Annotated in this window: 15 protein-coding genes; 6 read left to right on the plus strand and 9 right to left on the minus strand. The window is 37.3% G+C overall.

Going from position 1 to position 22,132, the window contains the following annotated elements; all coding sequences use genetic code 11:
* Together ACFIKH_RS06885 and ACFIKH_RS06890 are read left to right on the plus strand one after the other, a co-directional pair.
* Window positions 1-1,150: autotransporter outer membrane beta-barrel domain-containing protein (locus ACFIKH_RS06885; RefSeq protein ID WP_375671286.1), on the plus strand; the 1,150-nt coding region annotated here is incomplete at its 5' end.
* 150 nt (window positions 1,151-1,300) lie between these two features.
* Window positions 1,301-4,879 (plus strand): autotransporter outer membrane beta-barrel domain-containing protein, encoded by a 3,579-nt coding sequence (locus ACFIKH_RS06890; protein ID WP_375671288.1) that lies wholly within the window; start codon window positions 1,301-1,303, stop codon window positions 4,877-4,879.
* 160 nt (window positions 4,880-5,039) lie between these two features.
* On the opposite strand, the gene ACFIKH_RS06895 is transcribed toward ACFIKH_RS06890, so the two are convergent.
* From ACFIKH_RS06895 to ACFIKH_RS06905, 3 genes are read right to left on the minus strand one after another with little or no spacing between them, the layout of a single operon-like run.
* Window positions 5,040-6,011, minus strand: a complete 972-nt coding sequence (locus tag ACFIKH_RS06895) for a WD40 repeat domain-containing protein (protein ID WP_375626647.1) — start codon at window positions 6,009-6,011, stop codon at window positions 5,040-5,042.
* 10 nt (window positions 6,012-6,021) lie between these two features.
* The gene (locus ACFIKH_RS06900) at window positions 6,022-7,044 is read right to left on the minus strand and encodes a CobW family GTP-binding protein (protein ID WP_375627321.1); all 1,023 of its coding nucleotides are present in this window, start codon (window positions 7,042-7,044) and stop codon (window positions 6,022-6,024) included.
* Window positions 7,045-7,065: 21 nt separating this feature from the next.
* Complete coding sequence (locus tag ACFIKH_RS06905) at window positions 7,066-7,809, minus strand: creatininase family protein (protein WP_375626651.1); 744 nt, start codon at window positions 7,807-7,809, stop codon at window positions 7,066-7,068.
* A gap of 2,180 nt (window positions 7,810-9,989) precedes the next feature.
* Between ACFIKH_RS06905 and ACFIKH_RS06910 the strand changes: the two genes are divergently transcribed.
* The gene (locus ACFIKH_RS06910) at window positions 9,990-10,346 is read left to right on the plus strand and encodes a hypothetical protein (RefSeq protein ID WP_375627322.1); all 357 of its coding nucleotides are present in this window, start codon (window positions 9,990-9,992) and stop codon (window positions 10,344-10,346) included.
* 799 nt (window positions 10,347-11,145) lie between these two features.
* Here the strand turns inward: ACFIKH_RS06910 and ACFIKH_RS06915 are convergent.
* Window positions 11,146-12,480 (minus strand): NAD(P)H-dependent oxidoreductase, encoded by a 1,335-nt coding sequence (locus ACFIKH_RS06915; RefSeq protein ID WP_375626655.1) that lies wholly within the window; start codon window positions 12,478-12,480, stop codon window positions 11,146-11,148.
* 163 nt (window positions 12,481-12,643) lie between these two features.
* Between ACFIKH_RS06915 and ACFIKH_RS06920 the strand changes: the two genes are divergently transcribed.
* Entirely contained in the window at window positions 12,644-13,123 is a 480-nt protein-coding gene (locus tag ACFIKH_RS06920) for a MaoC family dehydratase (RefSeq protein ID WP_273723586.1), read from the plus strand.
* A 958-nt stretch (window positions 13,124-14,081) separates the two neighbouring features.
* Here ACFIKH_RS06920 and ACFIKH_RS06925 read toward each other — a convergent pair.
* Genes ACFIKH_RS06925 through ACFIKH_RS06935 form a run of 3 tightly spaced genes read right to left on the minus strand, consistent with a single transcriptional unit; the run spans window position 14,082 to window position 16,614 of the window.
* Window positions 14,082-14,741, minus strand: coding sequence for a methionine ABC transporter permease (locus ACFIKH_RS06925; RefSeq protein ID WP_375626657.1), 660 nt, complete (start codon window positions 14,739-14,741; stop codon window positions 14,082-14,084).
* Window positions 14,734-15,768, minus strand: a complete 1,035-nt coding sequence (locus tag ACFIKH_RS06930) for a methionine ABC transporter ATP-binding protein (RefSeq protein ID WP_375626659.1) — start codon at window positions 15,766-15,768, stop codon at window positions 14,734-14,736. Before ACFIKH_RS06930 ends, ACFIKH_RS06925 begins: the two co-directional genes overlap by 8 nt.
* 27 nt (window positions 15,769-15,795) lie before the next feature.
* On the minus strand, window positions 15,796-16,614 hold the full coding sequence (locus ACFIKH_RS06935; RefSeq protein WP_273723580.1) for a MetQ/NlpA family ABC transporter substrate-binding protein: 819 nt from the start codon (window positions 16,612-16,614) through the stop codon (window positions 15,796-15,798).
* Between the two features lie 503 nt (window positions 16,615-17,117).
* Here ACFIKH_RS06935 and ACFIKH_RS06940 point away from each other — a divergent pair.
* Window positions 17,118-17,765 (plus strand): SH3 domain-containing protein, encoded by a 648-nt coding sequence (locus tag ACFIKH_RS06940; RefSeq protein ID WP_375626661.1) that lies wholly within the window; start codon window positions 17,118-17,120, stop codon window positions 17,763-17,765.
* A gap of 285 nt (window positions 17,766-18,050) precedes the next feature.
* On the opposite strand, the gene ACFIKH_RS06945 is transcribed toward ACFIKH_RS06940, so the two are convergent.
* Both ACFIKH_RS06945 and ACFIKH_RS06950 read right to left on the minus strand, forming a co-directional pair.
* The gene (locus ACFIKH_RS06945) at window positions 18,051-19,082 is read right to left on the minus strand and encodes an aspartate-semialdehyde dehydrogenase (RefSeq protein WP_375649278.1); all 1,032 of its coding nucleotides are present in this window, start codon (window positions 19,080-19,082) and stop codon (window positions 18,051-18,053) included.
* A 1,241-nt stretch (window positions 19,083-20,323) separates the two neighbouring features.
* The gene (locus ACFIKH_RS06950) at window positions 20,324-20,704 is read right to left on the minus strand and encodes a helix-turn-helix domain-containing protein (protein WP_375627326.1); all 381 of its coding nucleotides are present in this window, start codon (window positions 20,702-20,704) and stop codon (window positions 20,324-20,326) included.
* Window positions 20,705-20,930: 226 nt separating this feature from the next.
* Here ACFIKH_RS06950 and ACFIKH_RS06955 point away from each other — a divergent pair, with 226 nt between their 5' ends.
* Window positions 20,931-22,112 (plus strand): tyrosine-type recombinase/integrase, encoded by a 1,182-nt coding sequence (locus ACFIKH_RS06955; RefSeq protein WP_375651970.1) that lies wholly within the window; start codon window positions 20,931-20,933, stop codon window positions 22,110-22,112.
* Window positions 22,113-22,132: the final 20 nt, after the last annotated feature.

Here is a 22,132-nt window from a genome sequence, read left to right on the forward strand (position 1 = left end):
CCCTGATCCACTTCCCACATCATTGACATCTGTTACACCTTCTGTTTCGGCATCACCTTCATCTGCAGATTCTGTTTCTCCTGCTTCTGCCCCTATTGAACCAAAGCCTTCTACATCTTCTGACCCTGTTGAAACTTCGTCTAATCTTCCTGTGTCGCTTAATGTTCAGTCTAATCTCCAAATTAGAGCTGTTGTTCCTCAATTGCCAACTTATCTTCTTTTGCCAAATACCTTATTTCATGCTGGTTTAGTGGATATGACCACGCAAAATAAGACGGTAGAGACAATGCGGAATGCTTTTCATTCCTCTTGGAAGGATGATGAAAAGACAGCCTTTTTTCTGCATGCTTATGGTGGTAGTCATCATTATGCTTCCAATTTATCTGCTTTTGAATATGGCTATAACGCTGAGCTGAATTATAGTGCACTCGAAGCAGGTGTTTTGTTAAACGAGATTGAGAGTTTATACAGTCGTACATTCTTTGGGGCTTTGGGGAATTATGGAAATCTTTCTCTAACCCCAGAGGATGTTGAACAAAGCAAAAAAAGCGCATTTGATAAATGGTCTGTTGGAGCCTATGGAAGTTTACAGCATAATACGGGTTTTTATATCGATGGAGTATTATCGTATGGACTTTTTAAGGGAGATGTTTTGACACTAGCACGGGGCAAGGTTGTAGCGTTAAAGGGTAAACAGTTTAGCGGTTCTTTAACAAGTGGCAGAACGTTTGCAACAGGGTATAAAGGTGTTATTTTTGATCCGCAGATTCAGGTTGTTTATCAGCATCTTCAGTTTAATCCGGCACATGATGTTGATAATATTGATGTTGATTTAGGAAAATTTCATCAATGGGTGGGGCGTGTTGGTGGGCGTTTAAGCAAGACACTTAATGTTTCTGAAAAGGGACGTGTCATTTCTTTTTATAGTAAGCTTTCTTATTTGCATAGTTTTGAAGATAAGCAATTTGTTTCTTTTAAAAACGATTTCCAATTAGGTGATTTTGGTTCTTCTTTAGAAGCGGGGCTTGGTTTTAATGCCAAACTATCTTCGAAATTTGCACTTCATGGAGATATAAATTATCAGCATAAACTGACAAAAGCAGGATTTTCTGGAATGAGCTTTTCTGGTAGATTACAATATCATTTTTAGTTATCCATAAAATATAGAATAATTTATATATAAGTATATAAGCATTATATTAATCACTAAATTAATTATTTATTGTATATTTATTTTATGAAGTTTATACTATATATTATATGATTGTTATTCTTTGATAAATATGAGTAATGAAGAATGATGGTTAATGTATTTTATAATCATACATTTTTATGCACTTTTACAACAGCTATTCTTTATTTTTTGCAAATTTTCCATCTTGAAGCTGCTGGAAGTTTATGTGATCCAGAGGCTCCATTTTATAGATGCGATGATAGAAAAACACACTTTCTCGCAGATAAAGTTTATTACTTAAAAAATTCTCAGGAAGCTGCGCCTATTGCAGCTATATATGTAGGAAAGCAAGGCACAATTGTTAATGCGTCTCGTATAACTGTTACGGGTGATAATTCAGATGAAATATCTCAATATGGTGCATTCGTACAAGATGGCGGAAAGCTTATTCTAACGGATTCAAATTTTAAGGATATCCCCGGTCTTCGTGTTCTAAATGGAGTTATTCAGATGAATGACGGGAAGATTGAGGGAACTTCGCACGCTGTTTATGCATCGGGGAAAGAGGCGAATGTTGCTTTAGTTCGTGTCAATGTTGAGATTAAACCAGACAATTTGAATGCGAATGGTATAGGGATTGTAAGTGGTCTTAATGCATTTGTTAGGATGTCAGGTAGCACTGTTACTTTTAATGAGATTGGCGCGTTTTCAACAAAGTTTGGGGGGAGATATCTTCTCGATAACATGACGATTGAGGGAAAAGGGAAAAAATACACTTCTATAGTTGATAATGAAAGTGTCGATAAATTACCAGAGGCTTTTGACATATTTCAAGGTGGCGCTGTTCAATTGAGGAATAGTTCTATTGTGCTTAATGATATGCATGGCTTTTTGGTTAAAAATTTTTCAGCTTTTGTAAATAGTAGAGGCCAGCCTATTCATAATTATGATCTATCAGACGCTTTTAAGAAGACAAATATTGAGATTGAGAGCTCAAATATTTCTGTGCAGGGAAAGGGGGCTTATGGTCTGTATTTTAATCTATTAGATCCAAACACAGTGGCCGAATATTATGGACAAAAAGGTGTTTCAAAAGAGCCAAGAATCACTATGGGAAAGGCATCTGTTCGTTTAAAACAGACAACTTTCACAGTTCCAGATGGTACAGCTATTTATGTTACTGGGCAGGGCGGTTATGGAGCTAGTGTTTCTCTTGATTTATCAGAAGCAACAAAGATCTCTGGTGATTTGTTATTAAAAGCTGAAAAGAACTCTTCTATATCTATTAAAGCAAGCGCTTCTTCCCTTACAGGGGGTGTGCACGTTGAAGATACTTCTACTGCTAGATTAGAATTAACGCGTGGTTCTACTTGGTATCTCACAAAAAGCAAATATAAAGGTTTGCAGGGTTCTGTTTTTACAGATTCATCACTTTCATCTGTGAGTCTTTCTGATAGTACATTTATTTTCAATCGGGATGTATCCAGCGGTTATCAAACATTGCGTATCGGGAATGAACGATACAAGGAGGCATACAATGCGGAGGGTAATGTTCAGATTAAGCTCAGTACGTTTTTGAATGATGATGGTTTGTTTGATTCTCAAAAAACCGATCGTATTTTGATCGATGGAGATGTTTCCGGCACTACACTGCTCGTGATGGAAAATTTTTCCAAAACTTCAGAAAAGGAAGTAAGCGGTGAAGGAAGCAACAGTATTTCACTTATCCAAGTTTCTGGATATGCGCGTGAAGATTCTTTTAAACTAATGGGCGATTATACTGCAATAAATGGTTTGCCTTATCAATATCGTCTTCGTGCTTATGGCCCAAGTTCTTCTTTTGGAAAAGCAGATCCTATGAATAGATTAGTTGCAGGAGATCGGGACTTTTGGGATTTTCGTCTCGAGGGTATTTATATTAGTCCTAAACAAGATTCTTCTACAATTTTACCTATTCCACCTTCACCTTCTGCGCCGGTAGATCCTACACCTACAGACCCTGTTCCCACTCCATTACCTACACCTATTACACCAACACCTGCTCCGTCTGCGCCCTCTGATCCAAGTGGTCCTATACCTACAGATCCTACAGATCCTTCATCTTCTTCCTCTGTGCCTATTACACCAACACCTTCTCCGTCAGCGCCCTCTGATCCAAGTGATCCTGTACCTACAGATCCTTCATCTTCTTCCTCTGTGCCTATTACACCAACACCTTCTCCGTCAGCGCCCTCTGATCCAAGTGATCCTGTACCTACAGATCCTTTACCTTCTTCCTTTGTGCCTATTACACCAACACCTTCTCCGTCAGCGCCCTCTGATCCAAGTGATCCTGTACCTACAGATCCTTCATCTTCTTTCTCTGTGCCTATTACACCAACACCTTCTCCGTCAGCGCCCTCTGATCCAAGTGATCCTGTACCTACAGATCCTTTACCTTCTTCCTTTGTGCCTATTACACCAACACCTTCTCCGTCAGCGCCCTCTGATCCAAGTGATCCTGTACCTACAGATCCTTCATCTTCTTCCTCTGTGCCTATTACACCAACACCTTCTCCGTCAGCGCCCTCTGATCCAAGTGATCCTGTACCTACAGATCCTTCATCTTCTTTCTCTGTGCCTATTACACCAACACCTTCTCCGTCAGCGCCCTCTGATCTAAGTGATCCTATACCTACAGATCCTGTCCCCACTTCGCCTGTTCCTGTTAAGCCTGATATTCAGCCCGAAATGGGAATTAGGGCGGTTGTCCCACAGTTGCCAACTTATCTCCTTTTACCAAATGCGTTATTCCATGCCGGCTTGATGGATTTTGCCTCTCAAAATAAAAAATTGGAGGCAATACGAAGCTATTCTAGAGGTTCTTTGAAAAGTGATGAAAATCCAGCATTTTTTATCCGTGGTTATGGTGGAAGCTACCACTATGCTTCAAATCTTTCTGCTTTTGAATATGGCTATGGAGCAGAACTTGATTATAGTGCACTGGAAGCAGGCGTTTTGCTGAAAGAAATTGAGAGTTCAGAGAGTTGCACATTCTTTGGGGTCACGGGAACTTATGGAAACCTCTCTCTCCATCCTCTAAATGTTGAACAAAGCAAAAAGAGTCCATTTGATAAATGGTCCGTTGCTGCTTATGGAAGTTTACAGCATGATACGGGTTTTTATATCGATGGGGTATTATCGTATGGACTTTTTAAGGGAGATGTTTTGACACTAGCACGGGGCAAGGTTGTGACGTTAAAGGGTAAACAGTTTAGCGGTTCTTTAACAAGTGGCAGAACGTTTGCAACAGGGTATAAAGGTGTTGTTTTTGATCCGCAGATTCAGGTTGTTTATCAGCATCTTCAGTTTAATCCGGCACATGATGTTGATAATATTGATGTTGATTTAGGAAAATTTCATCAATGGGTGGGGCGTGTTGGTGGGCGTTTAAGCAAGACACTTAATGTTTCTGAAAAGGGACGTGCCATTTCTTTTTATAGTAAGCTTTCTTATTTGCGTAGTTTTGAAGATAAGCAATTTGTTTCTTTTAAAAATGATTTCCAGTTAGGTGATTTTGGTTCTTCTTTAGAAGCGGGGCTTGGTTTTAATGCGCGTCTTTCTTCAAAACTTTCTCTTTATGGAGATATAACTTATCAGCATAAATTTAAGAAAGTTGGTTTTTCTGGAGCGAGTTTCTCAGCTGGTTTGCGCCATCTTTTTTGACAGAGTATGGTATGTCCTTTTATAAAAAGGCAGTAGAAAATGCTGCCTTTTACTTTATTAAAATCTTCTCTTATTTTTTAGAGAGGAAGATGGGTTTTATGCGCAATTGCTTCTGGAGGATTGTGCGGCTATCTTAGCTGTGATGGTTGTTGTTGTTTTCTTAAACAGAGATGTTGATAATACCACACTCACCATTTTCGCTACCAAAGGCAAGGTTGTGCCCTGTCTGATCCCAGTTGAGCGCTGAAATGGCGCTTTTTCCATAGCCTTTTAGAAGAACTTCTTTTCCATCGTGAAAATGTGCACACAAAATCATTCCATCATTGAAGCCTATTGCTGCAATTTCTTTGCTTGGATGGCATGCAACGGTGCTGACAAGTGCATTTGCTCGTGTGCCCAGTTCTAATGGTGTTTTTCCCATGGGGCCATCTTTTGTATGAAAGGGCCAGACAATGGCTGCTGATGCACCGGATGTTGCTAACCATTTTCCCTTCGCACTCCAAGACCAGCTTTTGACTTTGCTTGGGTAGCCACTCATGCGGAGATGCTGATTATCAGTGAGACGCCAGCCATGGAGGGCGTTTTCTTGCATGGTAGAAATGACATAGCGGTTGTCTGGTGAGAAGGTGACACCAAAGTGTGCTCCTTTCCAGACCAATGTGGTGGGAGATGTTTGCGTTGATAACCAATGAAGAGTAACTCCATTGTAATGGGCAACGGCAAGTCGTAAACCTTTTGGGGCAAAAGCGAGGCCTTCTACACTGCGTTCATGTGTGAGCTCTTGTCTTTCTTTTCCAACATCCACAAATGCGAAACGTGAGGAGGAAAAAGCAAAAACTTTCCGTGGTCCAAATGCAACATTGCTTATCCATTTGCCTTCCTGTTTGCCCAGTACTTTTGTATGACCATCTACTGTTGTTTGACAGACCTTTCCGTCTTCTCCACCTGTAATGATAGCTGTGTTATCATGGGAAAAATGGCTAGAAATTATTCCTTGGTGAACTTCAATGTTTTGTGGGATTGGGTTTAAAAAAACAATGAAACCTTCGACCGAGACAAAAGCTGGTTTATTATCAATAAAACCGCAGGAAAGACAATAATTTTGTAAATTGTAATTGGTAATGCTTGGCATTTTTACTCGCTTATGCACAATTTTCAAAACCGGTTTTCAGTTTTTCGGCATCAAGGGTACGGCCAATAAAAACAAGTCGACTTTCACGTTTTTCATCTTCACGCCATGGACGTTGGTGCTGTCCTTCAAGGATCATGTGTATGCCTTGAATGACATAACGATCATCGTCTCCTTGAAATGCGATAATGCCTTTTAAACGCAAAATATCAGGACCTTGTTGTTGCGTGATCTGTTGAATCCATGGGAAAAATTTTTCTGGTTGAAGGGCACCTGTTTTTAAACTTACAGAGGTTATTGTAATATCATGAATGGTGGATTTGTGGTGATGTACATGATCATGATTACAATCGGGACCACAGACATGGTCTGCGTGCTGATGGTCAAGAAAATGGGGATCATTATCTAAAGTGCGTTGGAGATCAAAGGAACCTCGATCGAGGAGTTTATCAAGAGGGATGTTAGCGCGCTCTGTTGCGTAAATTATGGCTCTGGGATTAATTGCAAGAATGAGCGATTGCGCGTGTGCACGTTCTTCTTCGCTGACAAGATCAATTTTATTTAAGAGAACAATATCAGAGAAAGCAATTTGTTCTTCAACTTCACGACTTTTTTTCAGTTGAGAGGGCAAATGCTTTGCATCAACGACCGCGATAACACTGTCGAGAGCTGTTTTTTCATGGACCGTATCATCCATGAAAAAGGTCTGTGCTACGGGAACGGGATCTGCAAGTCCTGTCGTTTCTATAATGATCGCATCAAATCGATGAGAACGTTGCATCAGACTTTCCAGAATGCGAATAAGATCACCACGCACAGTGCAGCAAACACAGCCATTATTCATTTCATAAATTTCTTCATCTGATTCAATGATCAGGTCATTATCAATACCAATTTCACCAAATTCATTGACAATGACGGCATAACGTTTGCCATGATTTTCACTGAGAATGCGGTTGAGAAGGGTAGTTTTTCCTGCACCAAGATAGCCTGTGAGAACCGTAACGGGAAGTTTTTTGGGGTGTGTTGTTTCCATGGAGAGACCTTTTATTGTTCTTTATTGCCATGTGTTTATTTTAAATCGATTGATATCATCAAGTAAACCACGAAGCCCACAAAGAACATGAGAGAAAATTGCTTCACCGGCTTGCGGTGTTGCTTTGCTTGCGTTTCCTGCTGCACCTTGCGTATTTAGATCTCGCATTGTCCACCCAAAGGCATGAGGACCATAAGCGCGTAAATACTGATAGTTGGCAATCATATCAGCTTGCTTATTATAAAAATTTTCTGCTTTCTCCATATGCACTTTTTCGGGTGCTAAATAGAGCATGAGAGAGGTTTCGATAAATCCTCCATGGATATCAAGATGCTGTTGAGACGGTGCCATTAAACCTTGCGGTAGGCCAAAACGACTCCAACTTGTTGCTACCGCAAGCATTGAAAAACGCCTCCGTAATTCGGTGATAACAATGCTCATTAAGGGTGAATTGCCTCCATGGGCATTGAGAAGAAGAAAACGCTTTATTCCTTTGCGATAGCAGTTTTCACCAATGCTTATCCATCGCTCAATAGCATCAGAAAAGGTAAGGGTTTGTGTGCCTGTAACATCCATATGTTCTATAGAATAGCCAATCTTTTCAACCGGTAAAAGTGCGATATGAAATTGCTCTTTTGTTTGTAAAGTGAGGGCTTTTGCAAAAGCTTCAGCAATGATCCAGTCGGTTTCGAAGGGAAGGTGCTCTCCGTGATATTCGTGTGCGCCCAAAGGTAAAAGAGCGAGAAAAGGCGTGTCAGATACCATAAATTATTGCCCAAAAGAGAAGTTAACACAGAAAAAATGATCAAAAGTGCTGTCACTATTTAATCTATCTATAAGAGAAACGCAAATAGGCGTCTTTTTACATCACATATGGATGCTATAAAAATGAGAGCTTTGTCAAACAATAGTGAAGATTTTATTGAGCAAAGCCAACTCAAATTTTTTGTAATATGAGGCGAGCTTTCTAAAGATAGCTATCTTTGGTAAGATTTTCTGATGCATATTCTCATTTTTAATAAGTAAATATTCATACAGGTTAAATACTTCACATCATGTAATGAAAAATAATTTTTTCATTGTTTATTGAAAGCGCAATTTTTTCTGTAAGTTGTATATTCTTCTTTTTACTATGGAGCGAGGATAACAAAACTATTTCTATTGTTGCAATAGTACAGACTTTGGTTGCAATCAGGAGTTCTAAATTCTTAATTCAAGTATCTGTATAGTACAAAAGAATAGAATTTTTTTTGATTGATTTTACTTTGGATAGTGTCTTAACAGACTTTAGTGTTCATGAGAAAAAATGAATATAAAGGGAAAAATTCACGTAAGATGAACTTGAATCTCAGAGAGCTCGATGAGTTTATAAGATGATTCAAGAAGAAATACCGTTGGATACATGATAAACAGAACGCTATTGTGTTGCACATTGATACGCTTGTTTTAAAGAAACCTTTCTCAAGGTATCCAAGCCTATTTTGTGATACTGTTCGTGAATGGTATAATGGTAAATCCTCATAATATAAAATCTATTGCACTTCACTATCTTTACATTTTTAAATTAAAAAGGGGCTCCACCATTCACTTTTCCAGTTTTCAATACTGTGTTAACCGCGCTTGATATTTAAAATATCTCATAAGTGATATTTTCCTTTCTTCAAGTGTGTTTACACACACACATCGTTTTCTTTTGTGCTTTGAAAGCGAAGAATATTGATTAATTCAATATAAACAGCGTTAAAATTAAGAGAATCCTATAATAGTCAGCTCTCTCATTCAACATGCAAAACAATAAATTATTATTATAGATGAGTATTCTGCTGTTAAAATGATCGGTTGGTAAATTTATCATTTAATATCATTTTTCTTTCAAGCATTTGATCAATTATTTATTTTGTACAAATTGCAGACAGTTATGTGAATATTGCCAAAAATTTATTTCAAAGAGAATTTTTTTATTAATACAGAGTAAATATAAATAGGGCTGTGCTCTACAATATTGAAGAAAAATATGGAATAAACTTTATGAAAATTAAGAAAGAAAATTGTTTTTCAGTATTTTGGGGATCATCTCATTTTTTATGAATCTCTTTTTATTTAATTTTAGGTAGTTTGTTGGTGCTCTATTGTTGCTTATAATGTTTTTGTAAATCTGATAGATTTACTTATTTTATGCGTTTGTTTTGTTAGGTTTGAATGTCAATATTTTGAGTTTTTATGCTGTATGAGATAAAGGGGCTGAATTACCTTTTGAAGATGCTATGCGCTATTTTTCTTTATATATCAGTAAAAGTTGAGAATTATTTTATTAACGTCTTTTCTATTTGAAAATAGATATCTTAATTTCTTTTTACATTTTATAACTGTTTTATAGAAAAATAATACAATATTTTAATGTTTATTTATTATGATATATTTGTTTTATATCGAGTTTTTTATTCGCTATCAATTTTATTTTCAAGTTTATTGATGAGCGATATAATAAAAATCCATTAATTACTATTTCATTTGTATATTTATTGAAAATAATATATGATAATTATCATTATAATGGCGGTTTTTAATGTTATAGTTCTTTAAAATTTAATTACATTTTAAATTATTTATAAAAGTTCTATTATATAAATTTTCAAATGAATTTATTTTTTTAATCTTTATTATAATAAGCAATTTGACAAATTTTTATTATTTTGAAGTAGATAAATAACAATGACAATATCTTACTGTTAAGATATTAGTTATTATAGTGTAAAATGAATAAATTATTTTTATCATTTGCTGTTTTATGTCTTTACATGTAATACACAATGTGTTATATAATATAATTACATATAATATTTTATTATGTGCAATTATATAAATGATTAAATATAATTTTTGGTTTTTATATATGTGAATATTCTTTCATTTTTTCAGTGAAGAAAAGAGGAGCAAAGAAAGCTATGTTTAAAATATTTAAAAATCGTGTATGTTCATTTACTTTTACACTATTTATTCTCTTTTTTGTACAAACTATAGAGGGAAATGCAAGTTTTGTAAAAAATCAATTTCAAGAGAGAATGGCAGTTACTATTTCTACACTAGAAAAAGATGTAGCTATTAAAGCTGTGGATAGAGCTGTTATTCAAGGCGTTGAGGAACAAGATGGCATTGCTTTGGGGAAAGCTGAAAAAACTGCTGCCTTTTCAGGTGCAGCCTGTTGGGGGGGAATAGGTATTTTATCACTTCTTGCTTCTTTATGTGTTGGGGATGTATTAGGTGCTGTTATATCTCTTTGGGGAATATTCACTACACTTTAGTAAAAAGATCATCGACAAAGTCTATGATCTTTTTGTTCGCCTCATGATTTTGAAAAATAAATATTTGAAATTATTTATACTGTATTGGATAAAAAATTACTATTCTTAATACTAAATATAGTTTTATTAACATTATTAAAGTTCAAGATCCTACATTTATGTTTTTTTACAAAATAGAGTAACCTGATTTTTTACAGTTTATGTTTATTCTCTAGTAATAAGGTTAGTATACTCATTATCTTTATCAGCTTTTTAATATTGTCTATCTTCTCTCATATGAAGATTATTCATCAAAGGCATATTTTATCCTTTTTAAATTTTTTGATTTTTTATAAGAGAACAAAATAAAAAGATCCCTGTATTCATAGCTCTTATGCAATAAGAAAAATGATAAATTATTATTTCAAATTTGTTTATGTTAAATCCATCAAAAGTATTTTTACGTATCACAAGTTGCGTTCGTGTATGGATAAAATTATTAAAAAAAAAGAGTAAAAATTATTCTTATGAATCATCTCTAAGGTCCAAGGGCTGTCGTAATATTGACCAAATAAATGATGATGCCGGTTTGTATTTTTATAGAGTAAAGATAGTGATACACAATGAATCTTATGCCATATCATGGGGTGGTTTATATTGTAGCATTTACGCGCCATATTGTGAGAGGGAAGTGGTGATATGCATCGTTAAAAAATGCCTTTATTAAAACACAAACGCTTGTGTTTGCGATACAAGTGCATTCTGGGTTGTTCTGTTGTGTGAGGCAAAGATACTGTTAAGTGAGGTAATTAAGGAGTGTTTATAGCTTAGCGGAAGAAGGGCAATGAAGTAAAAGGTCTTGTTTAGCACGAAGACGTGCAATCCATTGATCTTCACGAATAGCAGTATTATGTAGTGTAATGAGTTCGTTTTTTTTAATTTCAGCTGTTACTGTTGCTTTTTCTAAAAGACCACAAGGAATGGCGTGGTGAGCGCGTGCTTCTGCGATGTTCATTATCCAAGCGCGATAAGTATAAAGACCGATAAAGTCTAGCTGATCACCTGGATATAAATCTTTTTTAGCAACAGCACAGACTTCTACTACGGGATGGCTAAAAGGAGCCATATCTTTTTTGCCATAAAGCATAACGCGTGCGCAGGTGAGGGGAACTTCCATTGCTGTTAAATGATAGGGACGGTGAAAGGTGAAATAAGGCCCCTGACCAATTTTTAAATCTTCCATACGTTCGCGTAAACGTGGGTGCGCTATTTCTGCAATGACAAAGACACCTGGAGAAACACCTTGGCCTGTTGAATAATCTACAATACCATATCGCTGCAAAATGCCTCCATCTTGTTTTGGGATAAGCACTTTGTTTAGATCTTGCAGCGCCGCTTGTGGTCCATGCATTCCTGGGCAATCGGGGAGAAGTCCAGTGGCATTGGCAATTGCTGCCATTTCAACCATCGTTTTGGAACCATCAATAAATTCAACCAACATGCGCACATTCATATTACGCCGGAATGCTTCTTCTTCGTAAGCATCAGGTGTAGCATCAAAGCGCAGAGGATTATTTTTTCCTTTACCTGCTGCAACAACCTTATGTCCAAGGGCTGAAACAAATTCTATGAGTTCCATACAAGAAGTTGGTTCATCTCCGGCACCAAGTGTATAAATGAGCCCTCGTTTCTCTGCTTCATGTTTGAGATAAGCGCCAATTGTAACATCTGCTTCAACATTCATCATGACAAGATGTTTGTTATTTTCAAGCGCTTTGATACCAATTTCTGCTCCTGCTTCGGGATAGCCTGTTGCATCAACGATAATATCAATTTGTTCATGACGTAAAACAAGGTTAATATCATCTGTTGCTGCAATCAAATTTTTTTCAATGCTTTGCGTGAGAGCATAAGTATTTTCAACTTCACAGGCATGTCCATCCTCGCCATAGGCTATTGTAGCGGCATCAAAAATACGTGACGGCGTCCTAGTGGCTACTGCAGCGACTGTTATACCATCCATATGCGCGATACTTGATAATAAATCTGTGCCCATTTCACCACAACCAATCAGTCCAATACGGATGGGGGGATGCTTTTCTGCACGTTGTTTTAAATCATGCGCTAAACCTGTTAGGTTCACATTGCTTGCCATTCTTTTTTCCCATTTGAAAACTATTCTGCTAAAGAATTTTTCTCATTCATAAGGTGCATTTGTTTTTAAGACAATTAATCTTTTATTCTTGATGCTCTAATCAATGGATTTTATAAAAGCAAGAGGGGTGGTTGTTTTTATCAAGTAAAATAGGAATAGCGTTATGCAGCAAAAAATAGCAATACAAGATGTTACCAGTTTTATTGGGAAAGAAGTGGGATTATCGGGGTGGCGTCTTGTTACACAGGATATGATTAATCAGTTTGCATGCGCTACAGATGATCATCAATGGATACACGTTGATGAGGAAAAGGCTAAAAAGACACCTTTTGGAGGCACAATTGCTCATGGGTTTTTAACATTATCGCTTTTATCTACGCTCGCTTATGAGGCTCTTCCAGAGTTGGAGGGAAGCACAATGGGGATTAATTATGGTTTCGATAAAGTACGCTTCATGAGTCCTGTGAAAACAGGGGTACGGGTACGTGCGCGTTTTGTGTTAGATGATGCAGAAATTCGCCCTTCTGGTCGAGTGGTTTTCCATTATGGGGTTACGGTAGAAATTGAACAGTTAAAAAAACCAGCTCTTACGGCTCAATGGCTTATTGTGGCAGTGATGGGGGAAAAATCTTCCAATATCTAGATTAGTTTGAGTACTTTATTTTATAAAATTTTTGTACAATTCTATTAGAAGTTTCTTCAATGATAATATTGAGAATAATCTATAGGGTGATAGATATCCTGGAGCTATCATAGCGTTTATAGCCATAGTAGATTGCTATCTTTCCTAGATCGTTTTGAAGAGGAGTTTCCTAATGAAGATAGTGCATTGCTTCACGCTTTTGTTTATAGCATTCTTTAATGGTATCACAGCTCTCACATAAAACAGAATGTTTCAAATGGAATATACTTGCGTTGCTAATTCACGGGCTTATTTTAAAGAAACATCTCTCAACGCTCGTCACACCCATTTCGCAATGGCGCCTGTGAATAGTATAACGGTAAAGCCATTGAGCATCCCTATATCTTTATGCTTGTGAAGAAGAAAACCGGTACTATCATATTATATGCTAGCACCTTATATGCTAGCACCCAATGTTAAGACAGGTCTTGGTGCTTGAGATAATTCATAAGAGGCACGCCTTCCTTTCTTGTATAGTTTTTACTCACACGGCTCTTCCCGCTTGTAACATGCAAGCGAGAGGTTTTGATTGATTCGATATGGAACAAATTTTGAATGAGAGAATCTTACGGTATTCAGAATTCTCATTCAATATGAATAACGTCATATTATCACTATAAATTCAATATGTTATCTAAGGTTGGGAAAGGTCGTGACCAATGTCTTAATTTGACATGATAATTTATCATTTTTATGTTAAGAGAGAGTCTCACATACTGTGAGATCTCTCATTTTATTCCCTTTTATGTTCAATCCGTTAAAACTATTTTCTTTCATGTTACAAACGGATGGGGAGAGATAAAAACTGTTTAAGAAAAAAGTTCCTAATCTCTTATGAGCGTTTTCGATAGGCAAGGGTTGTTGCACTTGGAAAGTGGCAAAGAGGATGATGGTATTGGTATGTGAAATTCTAAGTCTTTTAATGTTTTGTTTTATCAAGTTTTTGTACGATTTTATCAGAAGTCCATTGGGTTATAATATTGAGCATGATCAAAAGAATGATGACAATGGTCATGATGAAGGTATTATAGCGTTGATAGCCATAGCGGATTGCCATATCCCCTAAACCGCCTCCACCAAGATATCCAGCAAGTGAGGTGGCTCCTATGAGAGAAATGACCATGACTGTAAAACCTGTAATCAGGCTAGGGAGAGCTTCAGGAATAAGAACATGTCTGATAATTTGAAGACGGCTTGCGCCCATAGAGCGGATCGCTTCAATGAGACCGTTTTCAACGGTTTTAAAAGAGAGTTCCGCCATGCGTGCATAAAAAGGGATAGCTGAAATGGTCAGTATAAAAATTACAGCAGGCATTCCTATCCCTCTTCCTACAACGATACGCGTAACGGGAAGAAGATAAAATGCAAGAATAATAAAGGGAATGGCACGAATACTGTCAATGATGATGCTTAAAGGGCGATTGATGAGAGATGAGGAAAAAATCCCCCCACGTGCTGTTGTGTGAAGAAGAAGACCAAGGGGAAGTCCTATAATAAATGCCATAAAAGAAGCACTAAGTGTCATCAATATTGTATCAATAACAGCTTGGGGAAGTTCATGAGACAAAACATTAAACATAACCTAACACCTCGCAATATCGTCCTTTTTCTGTTAACCATTGAACGGCTTTTTTTAAAGCTTCTTTATCTTGAGCAGGAAGAGCAAGGAAGAGGCGCCCGATGGTTTCGCCTTGGACTGTATCAATGCCACCATGGAGAATACGTGCTCTTAAACCACTCTCATTTTCTAGAAGATGAAGAAAAGGCTGCTGGGCAATTTCACCGGCAATATTGATTTCAATGACAGCTTCTCGCCCGATTGGTTTGAGATTTTTCGCAAATTTTTCAGGAAGTTGCGGGGTGACAAGCTTGAGCATGGCTATGGTTGTATCGTCTTGCGGTGATGTAAAGATGTCTTTCACACGTCCTTCTTCTACGATGTTCCCCTGATTAAGAACAACAACGCGATGCGCTATGGTGCGCACAACTTCCATTTCATGGGTGATGAGCACAATCGTGAGATTGAGGTGTTTATTAATATCAGCAAGGAGCTCTAGAATAGATTGTGTTGTTTCAGGGTCAAGAGCAGAGGTGGCTTCATCTGATAACAATATTTTAGGATTAGCAGCGAGCGCACGAGCAATGCCAACGCGTTGTTTTTGCCCCCCTGACAATTGTGCCGGATAACAATATTCTTTTCCATATAACCCAACCAATTCAATTAGTTCAAGGGCACGTTTGTGGCGTTGTTTTTTACTTACACCACTTAATTTAAGCGGCAATGCAATGTTATCAAGAATATTTTGCGATGAGAGAAGGTTGAAATGTTGAAAAATCATCCCAATTCGTTGACGGTAAGGCGCCCACTCTATCTCTGATAGATTTGAAATATCAACACCTTCAAAAAAAATGGACCCTGCATCAATCTTCTCTAACCCATTTAAACAGCGGATAAGTGTTGATTTTCCTGCTCCACTGCGCCCAATAACCCCAAGGATTTCACCAGCATGGATATTTAAAGAGAGATTATTAATTACCGGAACACCAGCCGTTTTGTTAAAACAACGGCTGATGTTTTTTAAGGAGATAAGAGTAGGTTTTTCCATTCACAATTACTCGGATATTTGGCACAATTACCAAGAAGTTTGGGCGGTTTTGCCAAAAATCTCTTTTATTTTTGCACGGATGAGATCGTTGTTGTAAGCGGCAACTAATTTTTTAACCCATGGCTCATCTTTTTCGCTCGTGCGTACAACGATGATATTATCATAAGGATTATTTTTTGCACTCTCCCATGCGACGACATCTTTTTCGAAGTTTAATCCGGAAACAATAGCCCAGTTTGTGTTTATAATAGCAAGATCAAAATCGTCAATAGCTCGCCCTAACATACCAGCATCGAGCTCACGAATTTGCAGGTTTTTAGGATTTTCGATAATATCAAGTGGAGATGCAAGAATATTATGAGGATCTTTTAACTTAATGAGACCTAAAGAATTGAGAAGAAGTAAGGCTCTTCCACCATTAGATGGGTCGTTCGGAATACCAACATGTGCACCATCACGTAGATCTTTTAAGTCTTTGATTTTGTGTGAATAAACACCAATTGGAGCAATAAAAGTATAGCCGACAATTGAAAGTTTATAGCCACGTTGTTTCATTTGTTCATTAAGATAAGGGGCGTGCTGAAAAGCATTCGCATCGATCTCTCCTGCGTTAACAGCGTCATTAGGCAAAGCGTAATCAGAAAAATAAACGAGTTCAATATCTAAACCGGATTTTTTAGCCTGTTCAGCAGCAGTTTTCCAAATAATCGCATCCCGCCCTTCCATAATACCAAGTTTGATTTTTGATTTGTCTGTAGCCATGACGCAAGCAGTAGATAAAAAAAGTGCAAAGAGAGAGAGGAATAATCCTATAATCTGACTGCGAGAAAAAATTTTTAATGTCATGTGCTTTTAACTTTCTTTTCCAAGAGATTTTTTGAGGGAAGTTTCAATATACTCTGTATTTTTTTAGGAAGATTTAAAGTTATACAAGCTTTAGAGAATATTCAATCACTTTTATTTTTAAAAGATTATTATTTTTCCTTTTATTTTTAGTATTTTGGGGGCGTATCATCATTCATTCTCTGTAATTCAGGCAATCAATTCTTTTATTGCAATCATTTGTTGAGGGAACCAATAACACTTTAAAAACTTCTTTAAAGGACGATTGGTTGAAGAACCAAACAATCAGATGATGCTTTAGGCGTAAATTCATGAAGAACATACTGCGCAACCAAGATCAAAAGTCCGTGTTCGTGTAGAGGGGGGAATAAAGAGAGATTTTGTTGCAATGTTGTGGGGTCTTTTTGGCGGGAAATAAAGGTTGCTGATCATTGGATTTAAACGCGGCAAATTTTTGCAAAGGCGAAATTTTGCCCTTCACATGTTTTGAGAGAGGAAGAAAAATAATGTTAAGAAAGAAATTTTTATCAACAACAATGATTTTATGGGCTTTGGGAGCGTCGGGGGTGGTTGTGACTGCTTCTCACGCGGAAGCTGGAACCATTGCTGGAACAGTTGCTCGTGTTGCATCAGGTCAGGTATCTTTACGCACAGGTCCTGCAACAGCTTATAAAGTGATCACAATGGTTCCAATGGGAGCAAAAGTGCAAATTTATGGCTGTTTATCCAATAAAACTTGGTGTTCTCTTGGTTATCATGGAAAAGTTGGTTGGGCATCTGCACGTTATGTCAATGTTAGCGATGTTCCTACCATTGCTTTTACAAAGATGCCAGTAAAGCCAAATGCTATGATAAAATCGTCACAAGTAAAAAAAGAAAAAGTAAAACAGGCTGTTTCCGATTTTAAAGTTCTTCCGGCGATTCAAAAAACACGGAAAAATATGCAAAAACTATACAGAACAGATATGATTATCGATTCTACAGGTGTCAAGAAAAGGGATGAACGAACAATTTTAAATCCGTCGCCAAAAGCACAAGAAGTCTCTGTAAAGCGCGTGAATGCTTATAACCCTTTGTTTCCTGATAATGTCAATTACAAAAATTTTGAACGTAACGAAACGCGTTACCGTGTTGTGACCTATCCTGCTCGATAAAGGTAAAGTTAATTTCACAACCGGAATGACAAAAAGGATCAGCAGCATGAAGCAAAAAATGCTTATGCTGCTAATCCTATTCTACGATAAAATGGCATTAAGGTGGCGATGATTAACTTAAGGCGGCAAGGTATATTATGGATATTCAGAGTAAAATTGTTAATATCCCGAATCACAGTCCTTTAAAATGGCGATATGAATCCTCAGCAGGAGATAAGATCCTGCTGAAGAGAAACCGGACTTTTGACAGACCTGCGAGGGCTCTTCATCCTTTTGGACAGGGCGTTAATTTGCGGACTTAGGCTTTATCAAATTACGAGAAATGAGCAATTCAGCAATTTGAACGGCATTCAATGCTGCTCCTTTTCTTAAATTATCGGCGACAACCCAGAAAGCTAAACCATTTTCAACGGTGATATCTTCACGAATGCGGCTAATAAAGGTGTCATCTTCTCCTGTACATTCATAAGGTGTGGTATAGCCACCATCTTCGTGTTTATCGATAAGCTGACAACCGGGAGCATCGCGGAGAAGCGCTTGTGCTTCAGATACGCTTAGTGGTTTTTCAAATTCAACATGGACAGCTTCGGCATGACCGATAAAGACAGGGACCCGAACAGCAGTGGCCGTTAACTTAATCTTCGGATCGAGAATTTTCTTTGTCTCAGCAGTCATTTTCCATTCTTCTTTTGTATAACCATCTTCCATGAAAACATCGATATGAGGAATGACATTAAAGGCAATGCGTTTAGTGAATTTTTTTGATGTAATTGGGTCAGCAACAAAAACTGCACGTGATTGTTCGAAAAGTTCATCCATTCCTTCTTTACCAGCTCCAGAAACCGATTGATATGTAGAGACAACAACACGTTTAATGATTGCAGCATCATGGAGTGGTTTTAAAGCTAAGACCAGTTGAATTGTTGAACAATTAGGATTTGCTATAATATTACGCTTAGAAAAAGCATTTATAGCTTCGGCATTGACTTCAGGGACGATCAACGGAACATTGGAATCATAGCGCCACGTGGAGGAATTATCGATGACGACACAGCCAGCGGCAGCGATTTTAGGAGCATATTCTTTGGAAATGCTTCCTCCCGCGGACATCAGACAAAAATCTGTGTCAGAAAAATCGTAAGTATCCAGTGCTTTTACTTTTAAAGTTTTATCTCCATAAGAAACTTCTTGTCCTAATGAGCGTCGTGATGCTAGAGGGACAATTTCATGCGCAGGAAAACCACGTTCCTCTAAAATTGTAAGCATTTCACGACCAACATTTCCGGTTGCGCCGACAATTGCAATTTTAAAACTCATTTTCTATATACTCCTCATGTCTCTCCACGTTTATTCCCCGTGCTATACTCAGGAGAGAGTGAGTTGGTCAAGGAACATCATTGAATTATATTTTTGATTTTCAACAACTCAATTTTGTACACATCAATCATCATCAGCACAATAAGTTGTTTTATTTCAAATGATACGTCTTTTTAATCTTTCAGAATTGAAAAATTGAATATTGTACGCTAAACTGTTATCTCTTTTAGAGAGCACTTTAATTAAGTGAATTCTGTATCTTCTGTCAATTGTTTACCTTCACACTTTTGAATTTTTTAAGGATGCTATTACGTATCGCGTTGGGGGAATTTAAGTGTTGAAGTATTTGATCTTCTCCCTATGCCTTTAAAAGCGAAGCTTCCTATTCAGTCTGTAAACAGCCAGATTCTAGCGGTACTTTTAGCAGCTTCCCATTTTTCACTTGAAACTTAAGGCTCAACAAGCAAGCCTAAAAATATTAAAAAAACATTTGGCGCCTAAAAAACATTTGAATGTTTCAAGGAGGTATGAATGCTTCATATTCTCATACCTTAAATGATAGAATTTATGGCACAACAAGATAAACTTAAGTATCCATTATATAAATAAATTCTTATGAAAGTTATACATATAGTTTTTTCGTGTCTGTTTTTTACTTTAATCCTGTTATGCTATAAAATATCGTCATTTGAAGTATGGTGGTATAAGATCTTTAAGCTTTTTTGATATATTTAAGTATTTTTTTAGTGCGTGGGAATATTCTTAGGCTTGTTTGGCGAGCCTTTTGTTTCAAGTGGATTATATGAGTGGAAAACCGTTGAACACCTCCATGTTTAATGTTTAAAAAAAGAGTAAGTTAGCATCATCATATATTTTTTCAGCACTCAATGTGGCTACAGTTCTTGGTATGTGAGACTATTCAATTAAGAGGTATGCCTTTTTTGTACATTTTTACTCACACGCTAACTCTGCTTGTAATGTGCAAATAAATGATTTTGATTGATTCAATATAGAACAAGTTTGAAATGAAAGAATTTTATGATATTTGAGACACTTATTCAATATACATAACGTTAGATTATCATTATAAATCAAAGCGCTATTGCTAAGTTAAACTCGTTAGAATTCGGACTATTTACAGACCAGATTAGATTTAAGAATTTTCGTTCTCATAAGGTGTGTGGAGACAGTCAAAATTCTTTTCAATGTTATTAAGGACGTTGATTGTTCTTTCAGTGAACTTATGAAAATAAGGGATCATTTTTTTCACCAGAAATTAACTGCAAAATAGCTCGTTGTTTTTTGCGGGTTAGCATTCTAAAACTTTGCAAAAGTAAATATTCTGCTTTGCTTTCTATTCTGTCATCACAATGATAGAGGGGATCTTCTTTTTTTGTGCTATCAGCATAAAAGAAGGAAACGGGAACATCTAATATATGAGCAATTTCTTGTAAACGTCTTGCACTTACGCGATTTAAACCTTTCTCATACTTTTGAATTTGTTGAAACGTTACGCCCAAATGACTCCCTAATTGTTTTTGAGAAAAACCCATGAAGTTTCTTCTAAAGCGAATTTTTTTGCCTAAAGAAATGTCGTAAAAATGTAGATTTTTGGCTTGCACTTTGCTCCCCCTCCGGTTGCGAGCGCCCTCGCATTAGTATTCCGGGGTCTGGCAACACATTGATTTATAATAATAAATCATCCTTTTTCAACTTGAATCATAACTCCGAATATAGTAAGATTTTCTCATCACAAACCCTCTCAGATTGAATCAATTAATATCACTTGCTTGCACGTCAAAAGCGGGGCTGGTGTGTGGGTAAAAATGAGGAAAGAAAGGAGTAAAAATGCCTCTTATGAATCGTCTTAATGCAAGGGCTGTCGCAACATTGGGGGCTGGCAAATATAATGATGGTGCCGGCTTGCTTCTCCATAAGCGTAAAGATGGTGGTGCTCAATGGCTTTATCGTTATACCATTCATGGTCGGCGCCGCGAAATGGGCTTGGGTGCGTTGCGAAATGTTTCTTTAAAAAAAGCCCGTGAATTAGCAAATCAATGGCGTTCTGTTTTGCATGAGGGGCGTGATCCCATTAAAGAACGTGAGAAACAAAAGCGTGAGGCAATAAGTAATCTCCATTATTTAAAAGACATTGCCTTAGATGCTTTTGAAAGTCGTAAAGCTGAATTAAAAGGAGATGGCAAGGCTGGGAATTGGTTTCTACCTTTACAACTTTATATTCTCCCCAAATTAGGCTGTATTCCTATTTCAGAAATTACACAAACAGAGATACGCAATGTTCTTGCTCCCATCTGGCATGCAAAAGCTGCAACCGCAGAGAAAGCAATAAATCGTCTTAATATTTGTCTCAAACATGCTGCTGCTTTGGGGCTGGATGTTGATTTACAAGCAACGATAAAAGCACGGGCTCTCTTAGGGAAACAACGCCATAAAGCACAAAATTTACCAGCAATGGACTGGAAAGATGTTCCTGCCTTTTATCAGTCACTCTGCAAAACAACAACAATGACACAACTGGCTTTGCGTTTGCTTATTCTTACAGGCGTTCGTACACGTCCTTTGCGCTATATGCATGAAGATCAGATTGATGGGGATATATGGACCATTCCTGCTGAAAGTATGAAAGGACGACGCGATGCTACAGAAGAATTCCGCGTTCCTTTATCATCAGAAGCACTAAAAGTGATTAAACAAGCACGCCTTTTATCTCGTAATGGGTTTCTTTTTTCTGCAACCGGTCGTGGTCCCCTTGCACAGAACAGCATGTTACAATACATGAAAAAAACAGGACTTGAAGCCTGTCCGCATGGTTTTCGCTCTAGTTTACGTGATTGGCTCGCAGAAACAACCAATGCCCCTTATGAGGTCGCTGAAACCATTCTAGGTCATACGGTTGGGGGAAAAGTGGAGCGTGCCTATCGTCGGACTGACTATTTAGAACAGCGTCGTATTTTTATGGATAGATGGGCTTCTTATGTTACTGATCAAAACAATAAAAGTTGTGGATAGCTCTATGTCTCCATTTTCCT

Source organism: Bartonella sp. SD1336NMGDW, from assembly GCF_042193565.1.
GTDB classification, from domain to species: domain Bacteria; phylum Pseudomonadota; class Alphaproteobacteria; order Rhizobiales; family Rhizobiaceae; genus Bartonella; species Bartonella grahamii.